Source organism: Pseudomonas sp. PB106 (genome assembly GCF_009764645.1).
Classification (GTDB): Bacteria; Pseudomonadota; Gammaproteobacteria; order Pseudomonadales; family Pseudomonadaceae; genus Aquipseudomonas.
The window spans coordinates 15,043-31,774 of the sequence record NZ_RWIM01000064.1 but is presented as its reverse complement, the minus strand read 5'-3'; the positions used below and the strand labels follow the sequence as shown (position 1 = coordinate 31,774).

The 16,732-nt window shown below is 59.3% G+C and carries 15 protein-coding genes; 9 read left to right on the top strand and 6 right to left on the bottom strand.

Translation table 11 applies throughout. The annotated features are described in order from the left end of the window. Nucleotides 1–18: 18 nt before the first annotated feature. The 4 genes from thrC (at nucleotide 19) to EJA71_RS08440 (ending at nucleotide 3,890) form a co-directional block, all read left to right on the top strand. Entirely contained in the window at nucleotides 19–1,428 is a 1,410-nt protein-coding gene (gene thrC, locus EJA71_RS08455; RefSeq protein ID WP_158955889.1) for a threonine synthase, read from the top strand. 119 nt (nucleotides 1,429–1,547) lie between these two features. Then, nucleotides 1,548–2,921 (top strand): transporter substrate-binding domain-containing protein, encoded by a 1,374-nt coding sequence (locus EJA71_RS08450; RefSeq protein ID WP_158955887.1) that lies wholly within the window; start codon nucleotides 1,548–1,550, stop codon nucleotides 2,919–2,921. Nucleotides 2,922–3,037: 116 nt separating this feature from the next. Then, nucleotides 3,038–3,445 (top strand): response regulator, encoded by a 408-nt coding sequence (locus EJA71_RS08445; RefSeq protein WP_158955885.1) that lies wholly within the window; start codon nucleotides 3,038–3,040, stop codon nucleotides 3,443–3,445. Between the two features lie 163 nt (nucleotides 3,446–3,608). Continuing rightward, entirely contained in the window at nucleotides 3,609–3,890 is a 282-nt protein-coding gene (locus EJA71_RS08440) for a DUF3509 domain-containing protein (RefSeq protein ID WP_158955883.1), read from the top strand. 177 nt (nucleotides 3,891–4,067) lie between these two features. Here the strand turns inward: EJA71_RS08440 and EJA71_RS08435 are convergent, their stop codons facing one another. Together EJA71_RS08435 and EJA71_RS08430 are read right to left on the bottom strand one after the other, a co-directional pair. Beyond that, nucleotides 4,068–5,018 (bottom strand): TIGR02285 family protein, encoded by a 951-nt coding sequence (locus EJA71_RS08435; RefSeq protein ID WP_178113671.1) that lies wholly within the window; start codon nucleotides 5,016–5,018, stop codon nucleotides 4,068–4,070. Next, a complete protein-coding gene (locus tag EJA71_RS08430; RefSeq protein ID WP_158955881.1) occupies nucleotides 4,975–6,174 on the bottom strand; it encodes a CaiB/BaiF CoA-transferase family protein in 1,200 nt (399 codons plus the stop codon). The genes EJA71_RS08435 and EJA71_RS08430 overlap by 44 nt, the downstream gene beginning before the upstream one ends. Nucleotides 6,175–6,320: 146 nt before the next feature. Here EJA71_RS08430 and EJA71_RS08425 point away from each other — a divergent pair, with 146 nt between their 5' ends. From EJA71_RS08425 to EJA71_RS08415, 3 genes are all read left to right on the top strand, one after another. After that, a complete protein-coding gene (locus EJA71_RS08425; protein ID WP_007908961.1) occupies nucleotides 6,321–6,863 on the top strand; it encodes a YaeQ family protein in 543 nt (180 codons plus the stop codon). A 55-nt stretch (nucleotides 6,864–6,918) separates the two neighbouring features. Continuing rightward, nucleotides 6,919–8,628: a single-stranded-DNA-specific exonuclease RecJ gene (recJ, locus tag EJA71_RS08420; RefSeq protein ID WP_158955879.1), complete on the top strand. Its 1,710-nt coding sequence runs from the start codon at nucleotides 6,919–6,921 to the stop codon at nucleotides 8,626–8,628. 266 nt (nucleotides 8,629–8,894) lie between these two features. Next, a complete protein-coding gene (locus tag EJA71_RS08415; protein WP_158955878.1) occupies nucleotides 8,895–10,001 on the top strand; it encodes an NADH:flavin oxidoreductase/NADH oxidase in 1,107 nt (368 codons plus the stop codon). Between the two features lie 201 nt (nucleotides 10,002–10,202). Here EJA71_RS08415 and EJA71_RS08410 read toward each other — a convergent pair whose 3' ends face one another. After that, a complete protein-coding gene (locus EJA71_RS08410; RefSeq protein ID WP_158955876.1) occupies nucleotides 10,203–11,831 on the bottom strand; it encodes a glucan biosynthesis protein D in 1,629 nt (542 codons plus the stop codon). 403 nt (nucleotides 11,832–12,234) lie between these two features. Here EJA71_RS08410 and EJA71_RS08405 point away from each other — a divergent pair, with 403 nt between their 5' ends. Further along, nucleotides 12,235–12,420: a hypothetical protein gene (locus EJA71_RS08405; protein ID WP_053117475.1), complete on the top strand. Its 186-nt coding sequence runs from the start codon at nucleotides 12,235–12,237 to the stop codon at nucleotides 12,418–12,420. A gap of 55 nt (nucleotides 12,421–12,475) precedes the next feature. Here the strand turns inward: EJA71_RS08405 and EJA71_RS08400 are convergent, their stop codons facing one another. Continuing rightward, nucleotides 12,476–12,976 (bottom strand): Bro-N domain-containing protein, encoded by a 501-nt coding sequence (locus EJA71_RS08400; RefSeq protein WP_158955874.1) that lies wholly within the window; start codon nucleotides 12,974–12,976, stop codon nucleotides 12,476–12,478. Between the two features lie 436 nt (nucleotides 12,977–13,412). On the opposite strand from EJA71_RS08400, the gene EJA71_RS08395 reads away from it, so the two are divergent. Beyond that, the gene (locus EJA71_RS08395) at nucleotides 13,413–13,577 is read left to right on the top strand and encodes a hypothetical protein (RefSeq protein WP_158242603.1); all 165 of its coding nucleotides are present in this window, start codon (nucleotides 13,413–13,415) and stop codon (nucleotides 13,575–13,577) included. Here EJA71_RS08395 and EJA71_RS08390 read toward each other — a convergent pair. Then, nucleotides 13,574–15,058, bottom strand: a complete 1,485-nt coding sequence (locus tag EJA71_RS08390; RefSeq protein WP_158955872.1) for an APC family permease — start codon at nucleotides 15,056–15,058, stop codon at nucleotides 13,574–13,576. The two genes, EJA71_RS08395 and EJA71_RS08390, sit on opposite strands and share 4 nt — an antisense overlap. 225 nt (nucleotides 15,059–15,283) lie before the next feature. Further along, nucleotides 15,284–16,708: a gamma-aminobutyraldehyde dehydrogenase gene (locus tag EJA71_RS08385; protein ID WP_110721207.1), complete on the bottom strand. Its 1,425-nt coding sequence runs from the start codon at nucleotides 16,706–16,708 to the stop codon at nucleotides 15,284–15,286. Nucleotides 16,709–16,732: the final 24 nt, after the last annotated feature.

The following is a 16,732-nucleotide window of genomic DNA, read 5'->3' as shown; positions in this document are numbered from 1 at the left end:
AACCGAAGGTTTGAAATCATGCGTTATATCAGTACCCGCGGCCAGGCACCGGCCCTGAATTTCGAAGACGTCCTGCTGGCTGGTCTGGCGACCGACGGCGGTTTGTACGTTCCGGAAAACCTGCCACGTTTCACTCAGGAAGAAATTGCTTCCTGGGCCGGCCTGCCGTATCACGAGCTGGCTTTCCGGGTCATGCGCCCGTTCGTCACCGGCAGCATTCCCGACGCCGATTTCAAAAAGATTCTTGAAGAAACCTACGGCGTGTTCGCCCACAGCGCCGTGGCACCGCTGCGTCAGCTGAACGGCAACGAATGGGTACTGGAGCTGTTCCACGGCCCGACCCTGGCGTTCAAGGACTTCGCCCTGCAACTGCTCGGTCGCTTGCTCGATTACGTGCTGGAAAAGCGCGGCGAGCGCGTGGTGATCGTCGGTGCCACCTCCGGTGATACCGGTTCGGCCGCCATCGAGGGCTGCAAGCACTGCGAAAACGTCGACATCTTCATCCTGCATCCGCACAAGCGCGTGTCGGAAGTGCAGCGTCGGCAGATGACCACGATTTTCGGTGAGAACATCCACAACATCGCCATCGAAGGCAACTTCGATGACTGCCAGGAAATGGTCAAGAACAGCTTCGCTGACCAGAGCTTCCTCAAAGGCACGCGTCTGGTCGCGGTGAACTCGATCAACTGGGCGCGGATCATGGCCCAGATCGTTTACTACTTCCACGCAGCTTTGCAGTTGGGCGGCCCGGCGCGTTCGGTGTCGTTCTCGGTGCCGACCGGCAACTTTGGCGACATCTTCGCCGGTTACCTGGCGCGCAACATGGGCCTGCCGATCAACCAGTTGATCGTCGCCACCAACCGCAACGACATCCTGCACCGCTTCATGAGCGGCAATCAGTACGTCAAGGAAACCCTGCACGCCACGCTGTCGCCGTCGATGGACATCATGGTCTCGTCGAACTTCGAACGCCTGCTGTTCGACCTGCACGGTCGCAACGGTGCAGCGATCGCCGGTCTGATGGATTCGTTCAAGCAGGGTGGCGGTTTCAGCGTCGAGCAAGAGCGCTGGACCGAAGCCCGTAAACTGTTCGACTCGCTGGCTGTGGATGACGCGCAAACCTGCGAAACCATCGCCGAAGTCTACGAGCAGACCGGCGAAGTGCTGGATCCGCACACCGCCATTGGCGTCAAGGCCGCGCGCGAATGCCGTCGCAGTCTGGACATCCCTATGGTCATCCTGGGCACCGCTCACCCGGTGAAATTCCCTGAGGCCGTAGAGAAAGCCGGTGTAGGAAAAGCGCTCGAGCTACCTGCACATCTTTCTGATTTGTTTGAGCGAAACGAGCGTTGCACGGTTTTGCCAAACGAGCTGAAAGCCGTGCAAGCCTTTGTCAGCCAGCATGGCAACCGCGGCAAGCCGCTCTAAGCCGTAAAAGCTGTCACATTTTGAAGCCCGTCTCCTGACGGGCTTTTTTGTTTCTGCTGCCACACTGCTCGGGTTTTCACCTACGAAGGACGGGTGAGTCGATTACGAAGGAAGTGGCAATGGGGTTTGAGCAAGGATTGAGACCAGTCTTGAGCTGGGTGTTTTTTTTCGGCTGGCTGGTACTGGGGGCCAGCAGCAACGCCGCACAATTGATGCTGCACGACGCAAGCGAATTGTCGAATATCGAACCGATCGCCCTTGATGCCCGGGAGCGTCAGTGGATACGCGACAACCCTCAGGTCATAGTCGCTTCGGTGCAATACCCGTTGTATCTGTTTCAAGATGAGCATGGCCGCTGGAACGGACTCAACAACGACGTACTACAGCGCATCAGCAGCATGACCGGCCTGCGCTTTGAGCATGAAGAGTCATTCTCCACCGACCAGATGCTCGAGCGTCTGAAGAGTGGTGCAGCGGACTTGAGCACCACGTTGGCAATGACTGAAGCGCGCAAGGAGTTCCTCGAGTTCAGTCACGCCTTCGGCGGGGCAGGGTGGGTATTCGTCGGTCGAGCGGGAGAGCCGCATCTGAGTTCGCTGGAGCAATTGGCCAAGCGCGTCCTGGTGTTACCCGCCCGGCACGCGCTGGAAGAGCTTGTCCGCCGCGAATACCCCTCTATCGAACTTCGGCTGGTGAAAACCTATGCGGAGGCCCGGGCGTTGGTGGAAAGTGGTGAAGCCTACGCCACGATCGAGAACGAAATCGGCGCCCAGTTGCATCCTTCAAGGCTGCTCAAGGTGGGCGACGTGCTCGAGGGCAAATGGGAGGCGGATCACTTGGCGGTGCGCAAGGGGCAGCCAGAGCTACTGAGTGTGATCAACAAAGCGCTGAGTGCTTTTTCACCGGCGGACTTGCGCGCCATTCGCCTGAAATGGCTGGACGGTGTTGCACCGCCACCGGAGCCTTCGCTCTGGCAGCGAATCGTCGAACCGGGGTGCTGGGCAATGGGCGGCGTCGGTTTTTTCGGATTGCTGTCGATGGTCTGGAATCGCCGCTTGACCGCTTTGATCAAGCAGAGACGAGAGGCCGAGCGCTCCCTGAGTGATCAGTTGGCCTTTCAGCATGCGTTTATCGATGCGATGCCTGATCCGATGTTCGTGCGTGACCTCGAAGGGCGGCTGATCATGTGCAATCGCAGCTACGAGGAGGCACTTTCGGTGCGTCAGGATCAGGTGCAAGGACGTTTGCTGTTCGAGATCGACGCGCTCCCCGAAGCGACAGCCATGATGCTGCATGACGAGTTCATTGCGCAGTTGCAGACGCGCAAGACACGCTTCAGCAAACGCCAGTTGCTGTTCAAGAGCGGCCCCCGGGACATCTATCAATGGACCGTACCGTTCTACAGCGCCGACGGTAAATTGCGTGGCTTGCTCGGCGGCTGGACAGACATCACTCAGCGTGGCGCCGAGAACGGCTGTCGATGTCTGCAATGAAGTTGGGAAAAGTCCTATGTGACGTGACGCCTTTTCCGATGGGAGGCTGAGGATGGCTGTCCTAGAGTGGACAGCCACTGCGGTGGCAAACCGCGAATGTCGCTCAGAGGTCATCCATGCGTTCGCTCAAAGTCCTGATCCTTGAACACAATCCGTTTCAGTTGATGGCCTTGCATCAGATGCTCAATGCCATGGGCATCTATGACGTGTTGACGGCGCCCACGCTCGACTCGGCGTTACGCTCGCTGGGTCATCGCGGCGCCGTTGACATCGCGATCTGCGACCCACAGCACGAAGGCGGGGACGGTGTGGCACTTATCCGGCATCTGTCTCAGCGACAACAGGCGCATGCCCTGATTCTAGTGGGGCGTGCCTCTCCAAGGCTGCTGAAGGGGCTCGACTTCATACTGCTCGAACACGAACTCAGACTGTTGGGGCGTCTGCAAACGCCGGTGTCAGCGGTGCTGATGCGCAGTCTGGTGGACGATTATTTGCTGTCCAGCCGACGGGCAGCCAGCGTTTGACGCGAGCCGTTATGTTTCTGTCATCTTCACTCGGCATGCTCTGAAAGACCGGTGACGTTCACGGAAGACGCCCGGCAAGCAGAACTTTCTTCTCGGGCCGGCGGTCATTTATTGTGAACACGCCCCAGGCACACAGTTTTCGGACTAATGAGTGGAGATCGAGATGGAAAGTATCAGTCTATTGCTCGGTGAGGCTCTGAGCCCGTATCAAGTGACGTTGACCCCTTGCGGCAGCCATGGCGAATGCCTGGTGACGTTGAAGAACAGCAGCGGCGCAATCGTGGTGGAGCGCGAATTCAATCAGGCTCAGTTGAGCGACAAACGCTTGTTGACCGATGTGGTTGACGGTCTGCACCGTGATGTCCTGATCGCCGAAGGGCGGCTTGAGCCCTGTGTCATTGCAGCGTTGCGCAACGCCGCGCTGGATAAACGTCCGGCGATCTGAAGATGAAATATTTTTTGTGGGAACCTTCCTGCATCCCTGTCAGTCAGACCTCGTAACAGCAGGATCAAGCATTGTGCTCCGGTGCTTGTCGCTTGCTGCTACGGGTCTTTGATATAGACCCCGTTTAACCCCGAGTCGTCTCCCCACTTCTCGGGGTTTCTTTTGCCCGGAGTTTAGCTATTGCTCGGCCTGATGCTCGAAAAACAGGCGGGCTTGCTCCAGATAGTCCTCGCGTCTTTCGGGGTCCAGCCACGCGGCGTACAGCTCATTCAGACGATCGTGGGGCAGGGTGCGCAGCAGATGGTTGATCTCGGTGATGGCCTGACGTCCCTGCGTGGTGTCGGAACAGGCGACGTAGCCTGACAGATATTTGCCGTTGCCTTGAATCGGATAAAACTCGAGCTCATCTTCATTGATCTGCGCCTGTCTCGCCTGATAGCGAATCTCCGGCCAATAACCCAGCACCACCTGCAACCGACCCAAGCGCTGCATCGACAGCAGATTGCTCAGCGCATCGTTGCCGTAGTGCGCCGTCAGCGCGCCGCTGGGTGCCTGATGCAGCCGGGTGTCGATGAATTCTCCGTAGCTGCGCTCGGCGACGACGCCGACTTTTCGGTCAGTCGCGGCCAGCAACGCCGACAGGTCCACTTCACCGTTGACCAGGTACTGATCAAGCACAGCGCGATCCTGTTGGCGCACTACCAAGCCATTGGCCACTGCGCGAATCGCCGGGATCGAATACACCACCCACTGCGCGCGCTCTTTGCTCCACAGCAGGGCGGGGTCGCAGGCGAAGGGGTTCTCATGAAGCATTTGCAAGCCACGGGCGCGGTTGACTCGCATCACCTTGTGTTCGTATTGCGGCATGCCGGCCATCAGCATCGGCATCAGTTGATCGATCACGCCCTGAGCCTTTTTCGGGCCTTCGAAAATGGTCAGTGGCGGCAGATCACGCAGTAACCAGATCAACGTCGGTTTTGCTTGCGCCGCGGCGGACAGGGCCAGCAGACATAACAGACCAAACAGCCGCCATGTCCACCAGTGCCGGGCGCGGTTGTCGGGTGGTGGTGGCTGGCGCTTCAGCTTAAATGGCTCCGTCTTCGCGCAGTCGGGCGATCTGTGTCTCATCGTAGCCAAGATCGTTTAGTACCTGCGCATTATGTTCGCCGAGCTGCGGTCCGACCCATTCGGAAGAGCCTGGCGTTTCAGAGAGTTTCGGCACAATGCCGGGCATCTTGAAGTCCTTGCCGTCCGGCAGCTTGGCATGCAGGAACATTTCCCGGGCCAGATACTGCGGATCGCTGAACATGTCTTCGGCACTGAAGATCCGGCTGGCCGGCACATCGGCCTGATTAAGCAGCTCAAGCACGGTTTGCAACGGCAGCGAATTGACCCAGCGATCGATCACGCCATACAACTCGTCGCGGCGATTATCGCGCCCGTCGTTGCTGGCCAGCGTCGGGTCGTTGGCGAGGTCTTCGCGACCGATGATGAGCATGAAGCGCTTGAAGATCGCATCGCCATTGGCGCCGATCTGCACATGCTTGCCGTCGGCGCTGGTGTGAATGGAGGAGGGCGTAATGCCGGGCATGATGTTGCCAGTGCGCTCGCGGATGAAGCCGAACACATCGAACTCCGGCACCATGCTTTCCATCATTGCGAAAATCGCCTCGTACAAAGCCACATCGACGACTTGGCCGAGGCCACCGTTGACCTCACGATGCCGCAGCGCCATCAGCGCACCGATCACACCCCACAGCGCGGCAATCGAGTCGCCGATGGAAATCCCGGTGCGAACTGGCGGCCGATCTTCAAAGCCAGTGATGTAACGCAACCCGCCCATGGATTCGCCAACCGCGCCGAAGCCCGGTTGATCTTTCATCGGCCCGGTCTGGCCGAAGCCGGACAGGCGCACCATGACCATTTTCGGATTGAGCGCGTGCAAGGTTTCCCAGCTCAGGCCGAGTTTTTCCAGCACGCCGGGACGAAAATTCTCGATCAGGATGTCCGCTTCACTGAGCAGCTTTTTCAGGATCGCCAAACCGTCGGGGTGTTTGAGGTTCAGGGTCAGTGACTTCTTGTTGCGCGCCTGCACGAACCACCACAGGGAGGTGCCTTCGTACAATTTGCGCCACTTGCGCAGGGGATCACCGCCGTCCGGTGATTCGATCTTGATCACTTCAGCGCCGAACTCGCCGCAAATACGCGAGGCAAACGGGCCGGCAATCAACGTACCCAATTCAATGACTTTCACACCCGAGAGCGGTTTGTTGGCGAACGGCATACTGAATCCTGTAGGACAAGGCTGTGCGGATACAGCGTTTTAACATAGCCGGCTGTCAGACGCCGCAGGTTGATCGCCATCAATTCGATGATTGCCTACCGCATCGGTTAGACTTGCCGACTTTCCTCGTATCAAGAAGCCCGTTCATGGCCCAGCCGTCCACTACCTACAAGTTTGAACTGAACCTCACCGATCTCGACCGCAGCGTCTACGAGAGCGTCAAGCAGACCATCGCCCGTCACCCTTCGGAAACCGAAGAACGCATGACCGTGCGACTGCTGGCCTACGCGCTCTGGTACAACGAGCAGTTGTCGTTCGGCCGTGGTCTGTCAGACGTGGATGAACCTGCATTGTGGGAAAAGAGCCTGGACGACCGTGTTCTGCACTGGATCGAAGTCGGCCAGCCAGATGCCGATCGCCTCACCTGGTGCTCGCGTCGCACCGAGCGCACCAGCCTGCTGGCCTACGGCAGCCTGCGTGTCTGGGAAACCAAAGTGATCCCGGCGATCAAGAACCTGAAAAACGTCAACATCGCCGCCGTCCCGCAGGAAGTGCTGGAGACGCTGGCCAAGGACATGCCTCGCGTCATCAAGTGGGACGTGATGATCAGCGAAGGGACGATTTTCGTCACCGACGACCGTGGTCAGCACGAAGTCCAGTTGCAATGGCTGCAAGGCGAGCGCGGCTGATCCCGCGGCTTCAACTGATTATTCCCACGTATTAAAGAGAAGTCTCCGTTACCCCATGCGCATCGAACCTCGTCAACTGCCTGCCACGCTGCCCTTTCTCGGTGATATTCCGCCGCTGCTGACCCGCCTGTATGCGGCGCGGGGCGTGCAGTCCGAGGCAGAACTGGACAAGAGCCTGGCGCGGTTGATCCCGTTCCAGCAGCTCAAAGGCATTGATGCGGCGGTGGACTTGCTGGTGATGGCGCTGGAGCAACGTCAGCGCATCCTTATCGTCGGCGACTTCGATGCGGACGGTGCGACAGCCAGTACGGTCGGTATGCTCGGTTTGCGTTTGCTCGGTGCGGCGCACGTCGATTATCTGGTGCCGAACCGCTTCGAATACGGCTACGGCCTGACCCCGGAAATCGTCGAAGTCGCTCTGACCCGTGAACCGCATTTGCTGGTCACCGTCGACAACGGTATCTCCAGCGTCGAAGGCGTGGCGGCAGCGAAGAAGGCCGGTCTCAAGGTGTTGATCACTGACCACCACTTGCCGGGCGATGAACTGCCGCAGGCCGATGCGCTGGTCAATCCGAACCAGCCTGGTTGTGACTTTCCGAGCAAGGCATTGGCCGGCGTCGGGGTGATTTTCTACGTGTTGATGGCATTGCGCGCGCGTTTGCGCAGCCTCGGCTGGTACGAGAACAAGCCGCAGCCGAACATCGGTGAACTGCTTGATCTGGTGGCGCTGGGCAGCGTCGCCGACGTGGTGCCGCTGGACGCCAACAACCGGATTCTGGTGCATCAAGGCCTGGAGCGAATCCGCGCCGGTCGCGCTCGGCCGGGGATCAAAGCGATCCTTGAAGTGGCCAAGCGTGACGCCACCCGCATCACTTCCACGGACCTGGGGTTTATCGTCGGCCCGCGCCTGAACGCCGCCGGGCGTCTGGACGACATGAGCCTGGGCATCGAATGCCTGCTCACCGCCGACGCCAACAAGGCCCGGGAAATGGCCGCGCAACTGGACGGCATGAACCAGGATCGCAAATCCATCGAGCAGGGCATGCAGCGTGAAGCGCTGGCGCAGCTCAAGGACTTGCCGGTGGAGTCGATGCCGTTTGGTCTGTGCCTGTTCGATCCGGAGTGGCACCAAGGCGTGATCGGGATTCTCGCCTCGCGGATGAAAGAGCGTTACTTCCGTCCGACCATTGCCTTCGCCGATGCCGGTGATGGCTTGCTCAAAGGCTCGGGGCGCTCCGTTCAAGGCTTTCATATTCGCGATGCCTTGAGCGTGGTGGCAGCGCAACATCCGACCCTGATCGCCAAGTACGGTGGCCATGCGATGGCCGCCGGTCTGACCTTGCCGCAAGAGAATTTTCCGCTGTTCGCCGAGGCATTCGACGCGGAAGTGCGTAGGCAACTTCGCGAGGAAGACCTCACCGGGCGCATGCTCTCGGACGGCACGCTGGCGGTGGAAGAATTCCACCTCGAACTGGCCCGCGCCCTGCGCCACGCCGGCCCTTGGGGGCAGCACTTCCCGGAACCGCTGTTCCATGGCGTGTTTCAGTTAGTCGAGCAGCGCGTGGTCGGCGAGCGACACCTGAAAGTGGTGCTGAAGAGCGAATGTGGCTCGGTGAAACTGGACGGCATCGCGTTTGGTATTGACCGGGATATCTGGCCGAATCCGACGATCAAGTGGGTTGAGCTCGCCTATAAGCTCGACGTTAACGAGTTTCGGGGGAATGAGACCGTTCAACTGATGATTGCTCATATCGAACCGCGCTGAAGATCAAAAGATCGCAGCCTTCGGCAGCTCCTACATAGAAGTGCGCTCTGTAGGAGCAGCCGCAGGTTCGGGCCGCGATCGGACGATCTTTCTTGAATTTCCCCCGATCCCCCGTTGTCGACTAGGCTCTAAGCACTGCTTGATTGGCCTTGTGACGTCTTGTCGAATTTTTTGCCCGCGGGGGCGGGTGCTGCACCCTTTTCCTGTCACTCGTCGACTATTCAAACAGAACCCTGGAGCCTGCCCACTGATTTGAGAGGTGCCCCATGAGTCTGCTGCTTGAACCCTTCACCCTTCGCCAACTGACCCTGCCCAATCGCATCGCCGTCTCACCGATGTGCCAATACTCGAGCGTCGACGGCCTCGCCAACGACTGGCACCTGGTGCACCTCGGCAGCCGCGCGGTGGGTGGCGCGGGTCTGGTATTCACCGAAGCCACGGCGGTCACAGCCGACGGGCGGATCACCGCCGAAGACTTGGGCCTGTGGAACGACGAACAGATCGAACCGCTGCAACGCATCACCCGCTTCATCACCGCCCAAGGCGCGGTCGCTGGCATTCAACTGGCCCACGCCGGGCGCAAGGCCAGTACTCATCGGCCGTGGATCGGCAAGCATGGCAGCGTCAAACCCGATGACGGCGGCTGGACCCCGGTCGGACCGTCGCCGATTGCCTTTGACCCGCAACACACGCAACCCAAACAGCTCGATGAAGGGCAGATTGCCGACGTCATTCAGGCCTTTGTCGATGCCGCCAAACGTGCGCTGAAGGCCGGTTTCAGTGTGGTGGAGGTGCACGCTGCGCATGGTTATCTGCTGCATCAATTTCTCTCGCCGCTGAGCAATCAGCGCCGGGATCAGTACGGCGGTTCGTTTGAAAACCGTATTCGCCTGGTGCTGCAAGTGACTGAAGCGGTGCGGGCGGTGTGGCCGGAGGAACTGCCGGTGTTTGTTCGCGTGTCGGCCACTGACTGGGTTGAAGACGGCTGGAACCCGGATGAAACCGTGGAGCTGGCGCGCCGTCTGCATACCCTTGGCGCCGATCTGATCGACGTATCGTCGGGCGGAACCGCCGCCAATGCCGAGATTCCGGTGGGGCCGGGTTATCAGACGCGCTTCGCCGAACGCGTGCGCAAGGAGTCAGGCATCGCCACCGGCACTGTGGGAATGATTACCGAGCCGGCGCAGGCCGAGCACATTTTGCGCACCTGTCAGGCCGACATCATTTTCCTCGCCCGCGAGCTGCTGCGTGATCCGTATTGGCCGCTGCATGCCGACGATGATCTGGGCGGGCGCCAAGCGGTATGGCCGGCGCAGTATCAGCGCGCGACGCATCGGGATCAGCCGATTCATGAGTCTGATCTGCGCGATTGAGTGAGTCGCGAGAAAGCAAAAAGCCCCGGCCAGTGATGGCGGGGCTTTGTTTTGTCTGATGGTTTTTTGTTGAAATGCTGCCTTCATCGCTGGCAAGCCAGCTCCCACAATGGTTGGCGTTGAATACGGGTTTTGTGTATCGCACCGAACCTGTGGGAGCTGGCTTGCCAGCGATGAGGCCCGTCCAGGCGCCTCAATCCCTCAAGGATATTTGCGTTTGTCCGGCGCCGGCGGGAAGTACTGGTACAACCAGGTCTCGCTCAACGTGCGATCGTTGGTGCGGATAAACAACCGCAGCTCCACCGGCTCGACGCTGTCGCTGGTCGGGTACCAGTCAAACAGAATCCGGTAACCCTTGATGTCATCCAGCACCAATACGCTGAAATCCTGCACCTTGCCGTGAGAGCACGTCACCACCGGTTCAATCCCGGTGCCCTGCGGCAATCGATCCAGACCGCCACCCGTGAAGTCCACGGCAAAACGACGTGCCCACACCGGCGGGTAATGCTCGCCAGGTGCCCAGCCTTCGACGAAACCGCCCATGCCGGAACGAGTCGCCTGCACCCGCGCCAGTGGCGTGCTCACTGGCGGCAGCGCGCTCCAGTAAAGCTTGTAGCCGTAGTTCAGCGAATCACCGGCAGCCACCGGTTTTTTCGGCGTCCAGAACGCCACGATGTTGTCGAGGGTCTCGCCGGTGGTCGGGATTTCCAGCAGATCGATAGAGCCTTCGCCCCACGCAGTGGTCGGTTCTACCCACAGGCTCGGGCGCTTGCTGTACCAGTCCACAGTGTCCTGATAGTTGGCGAACTCATGGTCGGTCTGCACCAGACCGAAACCTTTCGGATTGGTGTCGGCAAACGCGTTGAATTGCAGCGTCGCCGGGTTGTTCAGCGGACGGCAGATCCACTCACCGTTGCCACGCCACATGGCCAGGCGATCCGAGTCGTGGATTTGCGGGTGAATGGTGTCGCACATGCGGCGTTCGTGGTTGCCGCAACTGAACATGCTGGTCATCGGCGAGATACCCAGTTGCTCGATGGCGGTGCGCGCGTTGATGTGTGCGTCGATCTCCATCACCACGCGCTCGGCCTGGCAATCGATGTCGAAGCGGTACGCGCCGGTGGCGCTCGGTGAGTCGAGCAGGGCGTAGACCACAAAACGCGTGGCGTTCTGATCCGGCGTCTCGAACCAGAACTTGGTGAAGTCAGGAAATTCTTCGCGCTTCTTGGCGTAAGTGTCGATCGCCAGACCGCGCGCGGAGAGGCCATATTGGCCAGTCGCATCCACCGCGCGGAAATAACTGGCGCCGAGGAACGACACCACGTCATGGCGATCCAGTTCCGGCGCCTTGAACAGCTTGAAACCGGCGAAACCCAAATCGCCCTTGAGCTGCTGGGTGTCGACCGAGGTGTTCTCGTAATTGAACAGCGTCGGACGGAAATGCACCTCCCGCGCGGTGCGGGTTTTCGGGTCAACGCTGTACATGCGCACCGGCTGGCGGAAGCCCATGCCGACGTGGAAGAACTGCACGTCGAGCTGGCCCTTGTTCTCCTTCCACAACGAATGATCGCCGTCGTAGCGGATCGCATTGAAGTTCTGCGGGGTCATCGTTGCCAACGTCGGCGGCAGCACCTGTTTAGTGTCCTGATAGGCGCTGCCAGCGAGTTGCTTGGCCTGGCGCTTCAGTGCCTCGAAGTCGAAGGCCTGCGCCTCGCCATCAGCGGCGCCGCCACTGGCCGCCCACGCGCGGGTCGCCAGCAGGCCGGTGGCCGAAAGACCGGTGTAAGCCGCAATGGCCATGGACGCTTTGAGCAAATTCCTGCGGTGCATAAATACAACCTGTCGTGTGCAATCCCGCGCCGTTCCTGGCACGTGCTGGATCAGAAATTACGGTTCGGACAAGCCTTCGGCCAAACGCAACGGACTATAAACAGATGCCCGCTAGCTTAAACCGTTCGCTCGCAATGCAAAATTCGTTGATTCAGTGCGACAGGGTGTCAATGAAACAAGACATGTCGGTTAAAAATCTGACAGGACCTTCTGATTTATACGGCATATCTGCTTTTCTCGACTAATTACTCTAAAAACCCCTTTTCAGCGCCGAATAAATTTCTATTCTATGGGCATGACCGGCGCGACCCATTTAGCCGGCAGGGCACAAGGCGCTGCTGTAAGGGGCAGGGCGATGTGGTGTTTAAGCAGTTCTTTGACGTATTAGAGAAGGACATCGTCCATGGCAAAAATACAAGGCATTACCGACATGTTGGGCATCTTTCCTTGCCTGGGCAGCGGTCGCAGAAGACGTCGGCTGAACTCGGAAGAGTTGAAGCTGGTGGAGCGTTATCGGGAACTTTCGGAAAGTGACCGGATTGCGATGCGGTATCTGGTGGATGCGATGCGGAGTGTTTCGCGGTTTTAAGAGAAGATAAAAAGGGGCGGACTGAGAAGTCCGCCCCTTTTTTTTGGAATCAGCTTCACGTTCCCAGTACGGGATACGGCCGCTGGCTGTGCATCAACTCCGGCACATCCCGCCATTTGACCCACGCCTGCTGTTGCCAGTGCAGCAGCGGCACGGTGACGCCTGCCCAATGCATCGAACTCAGGCTCGGGTGGTTTTCCATTGGGCTTGAATAAGTTTCGCGCAGCATCGGGATGACTTCATGACTCAGCCATTGGCGCAGGTAGCGGTTTTCCGGGACGACGTGATGGACGAGCAGCGCGAACAGGCCCGATGCGCTGACCATCGCGCAATCGATGATTTCGCCGTCCTTGCGCATGAGGACATTGCGACGCTGGTCGGGATCGAGTTTCAGGGTTAGGCGTTCGTTCAGCGGATAGCCCATCAAGCGACCGAGATCTTGCACGCAGAACCAGGCTTCGTGGCCTTGCATGAAGGCGTGGAGGAAGCGGTTGTGGCGGGTGAAGGCGGTGGGGGTGAAATGGGTCGACGATGAATTTTGGATTTGCGCAGACATGTAGTGACTTCCGATTTGAGTAGGAAAGTCGCCATCAACTCTTCGACAAGTTGGGTGGCGAACCGTGTGGCGTTCGAAGTCGGGATACTTCCAGTCAAACACGGAAAAGCCAGAAGGCCCGCGCCACACGGCCCGCCATAAAGCAAAACTGAAGCTGTGACAGCCACAGTTCAATGGAGGGCATGCAAGCACCGCGTTGACAGTTTCCGGCTTCGACCCCGGGTCGCTGAATTAACAGCGACGGGATAAAGCCTATCGGTCAGGCGCTTGCGGCGACAAGTCTACTCTGTCGACGCACAGCGTAGGAAATGGGGCTTTTTCAGGAAGGTCATATCTGTAGGAAATGCCTGTTTTTTTAGCTTCCGCTGCTAAACCATCCCTGCACCGAAGATTTTCCTTTATGAGTTAGCAATCGGGAAAAGGGAGAAGCAATTCTGTGAGCAAAGATGAAGCGAAGGGTAAAAAGAGAAAGGTGATCGATCTGGATCGCTTCGAAGCTGTTAGAGGTAAAGCCGATATCAAATGGCGTACTGATGAATTGATGGCAGTGCTTCGAGGAGACCCCGGAATCAAATCTCGATTCCGGGGTGATTCTTCTTAGCGACTCACCTTCCAAGCATCCCCAGCCGGCGCCTTGCCGTGGTCATACGGCTTGCCAATCCACATATAAACCAGGCCCAAGCCAATCACGATCGCCGTGCTCAACACCATCGCATAGTTCACATACCACGCCGCATCCGGCGTGCGTGGCCAGGCCATGTTGATGATTGCGCCGACGCCGTACACCAGTGCGCCAATGTTCACCGGCCAGCCCCACGCGCCGAGGGTGAATTTGCCGCTCGGTTTCCAGCCTTTGCTGCGGGCGTACAGCGCGGCCAGGACGATCATCTGGAACGCGAGGTAGATGCCGATGGCGGCGAAGCTGACGATGGTGGCCACGGCGTCTTGCAGGAGGAAGCCGAGGGCGATGATCAGCGCCGGCAGGACGCCGGACACGAACAGTGCGGCAACCGGTACTTGGGTGGTAGGAGAAATCTTTTTCAGCAGTCGGCTGCCGATGACCATTTCATCGCGAGCGTAGGAGTACAGCAGACGGCTCGCCGCGGCTTGTAGGCTGATGACGCAGGAGATGAAGGAAATCATTACCACGCCCATCACTACTTTCGAGCCGACCGGGCCGAAGGCGTTGTTGAGGATGGTGGTGACCGGGTCTTTGTCGGTGCCGTTGATCACCGCTTGCATGTCCGGCACGGCGAGGATCAGCGCCAGGCAGGCGAACATCGCCGCGATGCCGCCGATGTAAATGGTCATGCGCATGGCCACCGGGATTTTTGCGCTCGGGTTCGGGGTTTCTTCGGCGACATCGCCGCAGGCCTCGAAGCCGTAGTAGAGGAACATCCCCGCCAGCGATGCGGTGAGGAACGCCGGCAGGTACGAGCCGTCGACGCTGATGTCGAAGGTGTTGAACAGCACGCTGAGCGGTTGATGACGTTCGAACACCAGCAGGTAAACGCCGACGATCACTGCGCCGATCAGTTCGCAGAGGAAGCCGAACATGGCGATGCGCGCCAGCACTTTGGTGCCGCTGAGGTTGACCAGTGTGGCGAACAGGGTCAGTACCAGGGCGATGACGATGTTGGTGTTGTTGCTCGGCTCAAAACCGAGCATGGCGGCCAGGTACGGGCCAGCGCCGACCGCAACGGCAGCGATGGTGACGCAGAGGGCGATGGAGTAGATCCAGCCGACCATCCATGCCCATTTTTTACCGACCAATCGGCGTGCCCAAGGGTAAACGCCGCCGGAAATCGGGAATTGTGAAACCACCTCGCCGAAGATCAGGCACACCAGCAACTGGCCGCAACCGACCAGCAAGTAGGCCCAGAACATCGGTGGGCCGCCAGCGGCGAGGCACAGGCCGAAAAGGGTATAAACCCCTACAACCGGTGACAGATAAGTGAAGCCTAAAGCGAAGTTTTCCCACAGGCTCATGCTGCGGTTGAAGTTCGAGGTGTAGCCCAGTTTGCGCAGTTGTTCGGCATCGCTGTCGGCAACGGCTGTGGCGAGATCGGGTGAGGAACTCATGTGTGTTTGCTCCGTGAAATCGGCAGATTTCGGATGGCCGAGGCCGTGGCGGGGCCATGCAGGCGCCGCCCGGTTCGGTAGTTGTTGTTTTGGTTTCGGTGAAGCCTGGTGGTGAGTCGCCGACATCGTCCGTGTGTCGCGGAAAAGATCGCAGCGTGCGGCAGCTCCTACAGAAGAGCGGCGTCCATCATTTAGGAGCCGCCGCAGGCTGCGATCTTTTCGCCGTTAATGCTTGAACATCACATGCCGAACAGTGGTGTAGTCCTCCAGCCCATACATGGACATGTCTTTCCCGTAACCAGACAATTTCTGACCGCCATGGGGCATTTCGCTGACAAGCATGAAGTGCGTGTTCACCCACGTGCAGCCGTACTGCAAACGCGCCGACATGCGATGCGCGCGGCCGACATCCGCTGTCCACACCGAGGACGCGAGGCCGTAGTCGGAATCGTTGGCCCATTCCAGCGCCTGCGCTTCATCGGTGAACTTGGTCACCGAAACCACCGGCCCAAACACTTCGCGGCGAACGATTTCGTCGTCCTGCTGGGCATCGGCCAACACGGTCGGTTCAAAGAAGAAGCCGTTACCGTCGACAGCCTTGCCGCCAGTGATCAAGCGGATGTGCGATTGCGCCACCGCACGCTCGACAAACCCGGCAACACGGTCGCGATGCTGCGCCGTGATCAACGGTCCCAGTTCAGTCGACGGATCATCCTGCAAACCGTACTTGATGCTGCTGACCGCCGCGCCGAGCTTCTCGACGAACTTGTCGTAGATACCTTGCTGCGCATAAATCCGGCACGCGGCGGTGCAATCCTGCCCGGCGTTGTAGAAGCCAAAGGTGCGAATACCTTCCACCGCCGCATCGATATCCGCGTCGTCGAAAATGATCACCGGCGCCTTGCCACCGAGTTCCATGTGCATGCGTTTGACGCTGTCGGCGGTGCTGGAAATGATATTGGCGCCCGTAGCGATGGAGCCGGTCAGCGAGACCATGCGCACCTTCGGATGGGTGACCAACGGACTACCAACAGTAGGACCGCGACCAAACACCAGATTGAGTACGCCAGCCGGGAAGATTTCCGACGCCAGTTCGGCCAGACGCAACGCAGTGAGCGGCGTTTGTTCCGACGGCTTGAGCACCACGGTATTACCGGCCGCCAGCGCCGGGGCGATTTTCCAGGCGACCATCATCAGCGGGTAGTTCCATGGCGCGATGGAAGCGATCACGCCCACCGGGTCGCGGCGGATCATCGAGGTGTGGCCGGGCAGATATTCGCCACCGGCCGAACCGCTCATGCAACGGCTGGCGCCGGCGAAGAAACGGAACACGTCGGCAATCGCCGGAATCTCGTCGTTGAGCGCGGCGCTGTAGGGTTTGCCGCAGTTGTCGGATTCGAGTTTGGCCAGTTCTTCGCCGTGAGCTTCGATGGCGTCGGCGAGTTTGAGCAGCAGCAGCGAGCGGTCTTTCGGCGCGGTTTGCGACCAGTCGGCGAAAGCGTTGTCGGCAGCGCGCACGGCAGCGTCGACCTGGGCTTCGCTGGCTTCGTTGATTTCAACCAGAACTTCGCCGAGCGAGGGATTGAGCACTGGTTGCGCCGGGCCTTCGCCGTTGACCAGTTGGCCGTTGATCAAGAGTTTGGTTTGCATGTCTGTTGTCCTCACTAACACTTT

Excerpts from the sequence above, each read along its gene's own strand:
- EJA71_RS08430 (WP_158955881.1), bottom strand. The coding sequence starts at position 6,174 with ATGCCGTTCGCCAACAAACCGCTCTCGGGTGTGAAAGTCATTGAATTG.
- thrC (WP_158955889.1), top strand. The coding sequence starts at position 19 with ATGCGTTATATCAGTACCCGCGGCCAGGCACCGGCCCTGAATTTCGAA.
- EJA71_RS08450 (WP_158955887.1), top strand. The coding sequence starts at position 1,548 with ATGGGGTTTGAGCAAGGATTGAGACCAGTCTTGAGCTGGGTGTTTTTT.
- recJ (WP_158955879.1), top strand. The coding sequence starts at position 6,919 with ATGCGCATCGAACCTCGTCAACTGCCTGCCACGCTGCCCTTTCTCGGT.
- EJA71_RS08435 (WP_178113671.1), bottom strand. The coding sequence starts at position 5,018 with ATGAGACACAGATCGCCCGACTGCGCGAAGACGGAGCCATTTAAGCTG.
- EJA71_RS08400 (WP_158955874.1), bottom strand. The coding sequence starts at position 12,976 with ATGTCTGCGCAAATCCAAAATTCATCGTCGACCCATTTCACCCCCACC.
- EJA71_RS08405 (WP_053117475.1), top strand. The coding sequence starts at position 12,235 with ATGGCAAAAATACAAGGCATTACCGACATGTTGGGCATCTTTCCTTGC.
- EJA71_RS08385 (WP_110721207.1), bottom strand. The coding sequence starts at position 16,708 with ATGCAAACCAAACTCTTGATCAACGGCCAACTGGTCAACGGCGAAGGC.
- EJA71_RS08425 (WP_007908961.1), top strand. The coding sequence starts at position 6,321 with ATGGCCCAGCCGTCCACTACCTACAAGTTTGAACTGAACCTCACCGAT.
- EJA71_RS08415 (WP_158955878.1), top strand. The coding sequence starts at position 8,895 with ATGAGTCTGCTGCTTGAACCCTTCACCCTTCGCCAACTGACCCTGCCC.
- EJA71_RS08410 (WP_158955876.1), bottom strand. The coding sequence starts at position 11,831 with ATGCACCGCAGGAATTTGCTCAAAGCGTCCATGGCCATTGCGGCTTAC.
- EJA71_RS08390 (WP_158955872.1), bottom strand. The coding sequence starts at position 15,058 with ATGAGTTCCTCACCCGATCTCGCCACAGCCGTTGCCGACAGCGATGCC.
- EJA71_RS08445 (WP_158955885.1), top strand. The coding sequence starts at position 3,038 with ATGCGTTCGCTCAAAGTCCTGATCCTTGAACACAATCCGTTTCAGTTG.
- EJA71_RS08440 (WP_158955883.1), top strand. The coding sequence starts at position 3,609 with ATGGAAAGTATCAGTCTATTGCTCGGTGAGGCTCTGAGCCCGTATCAA.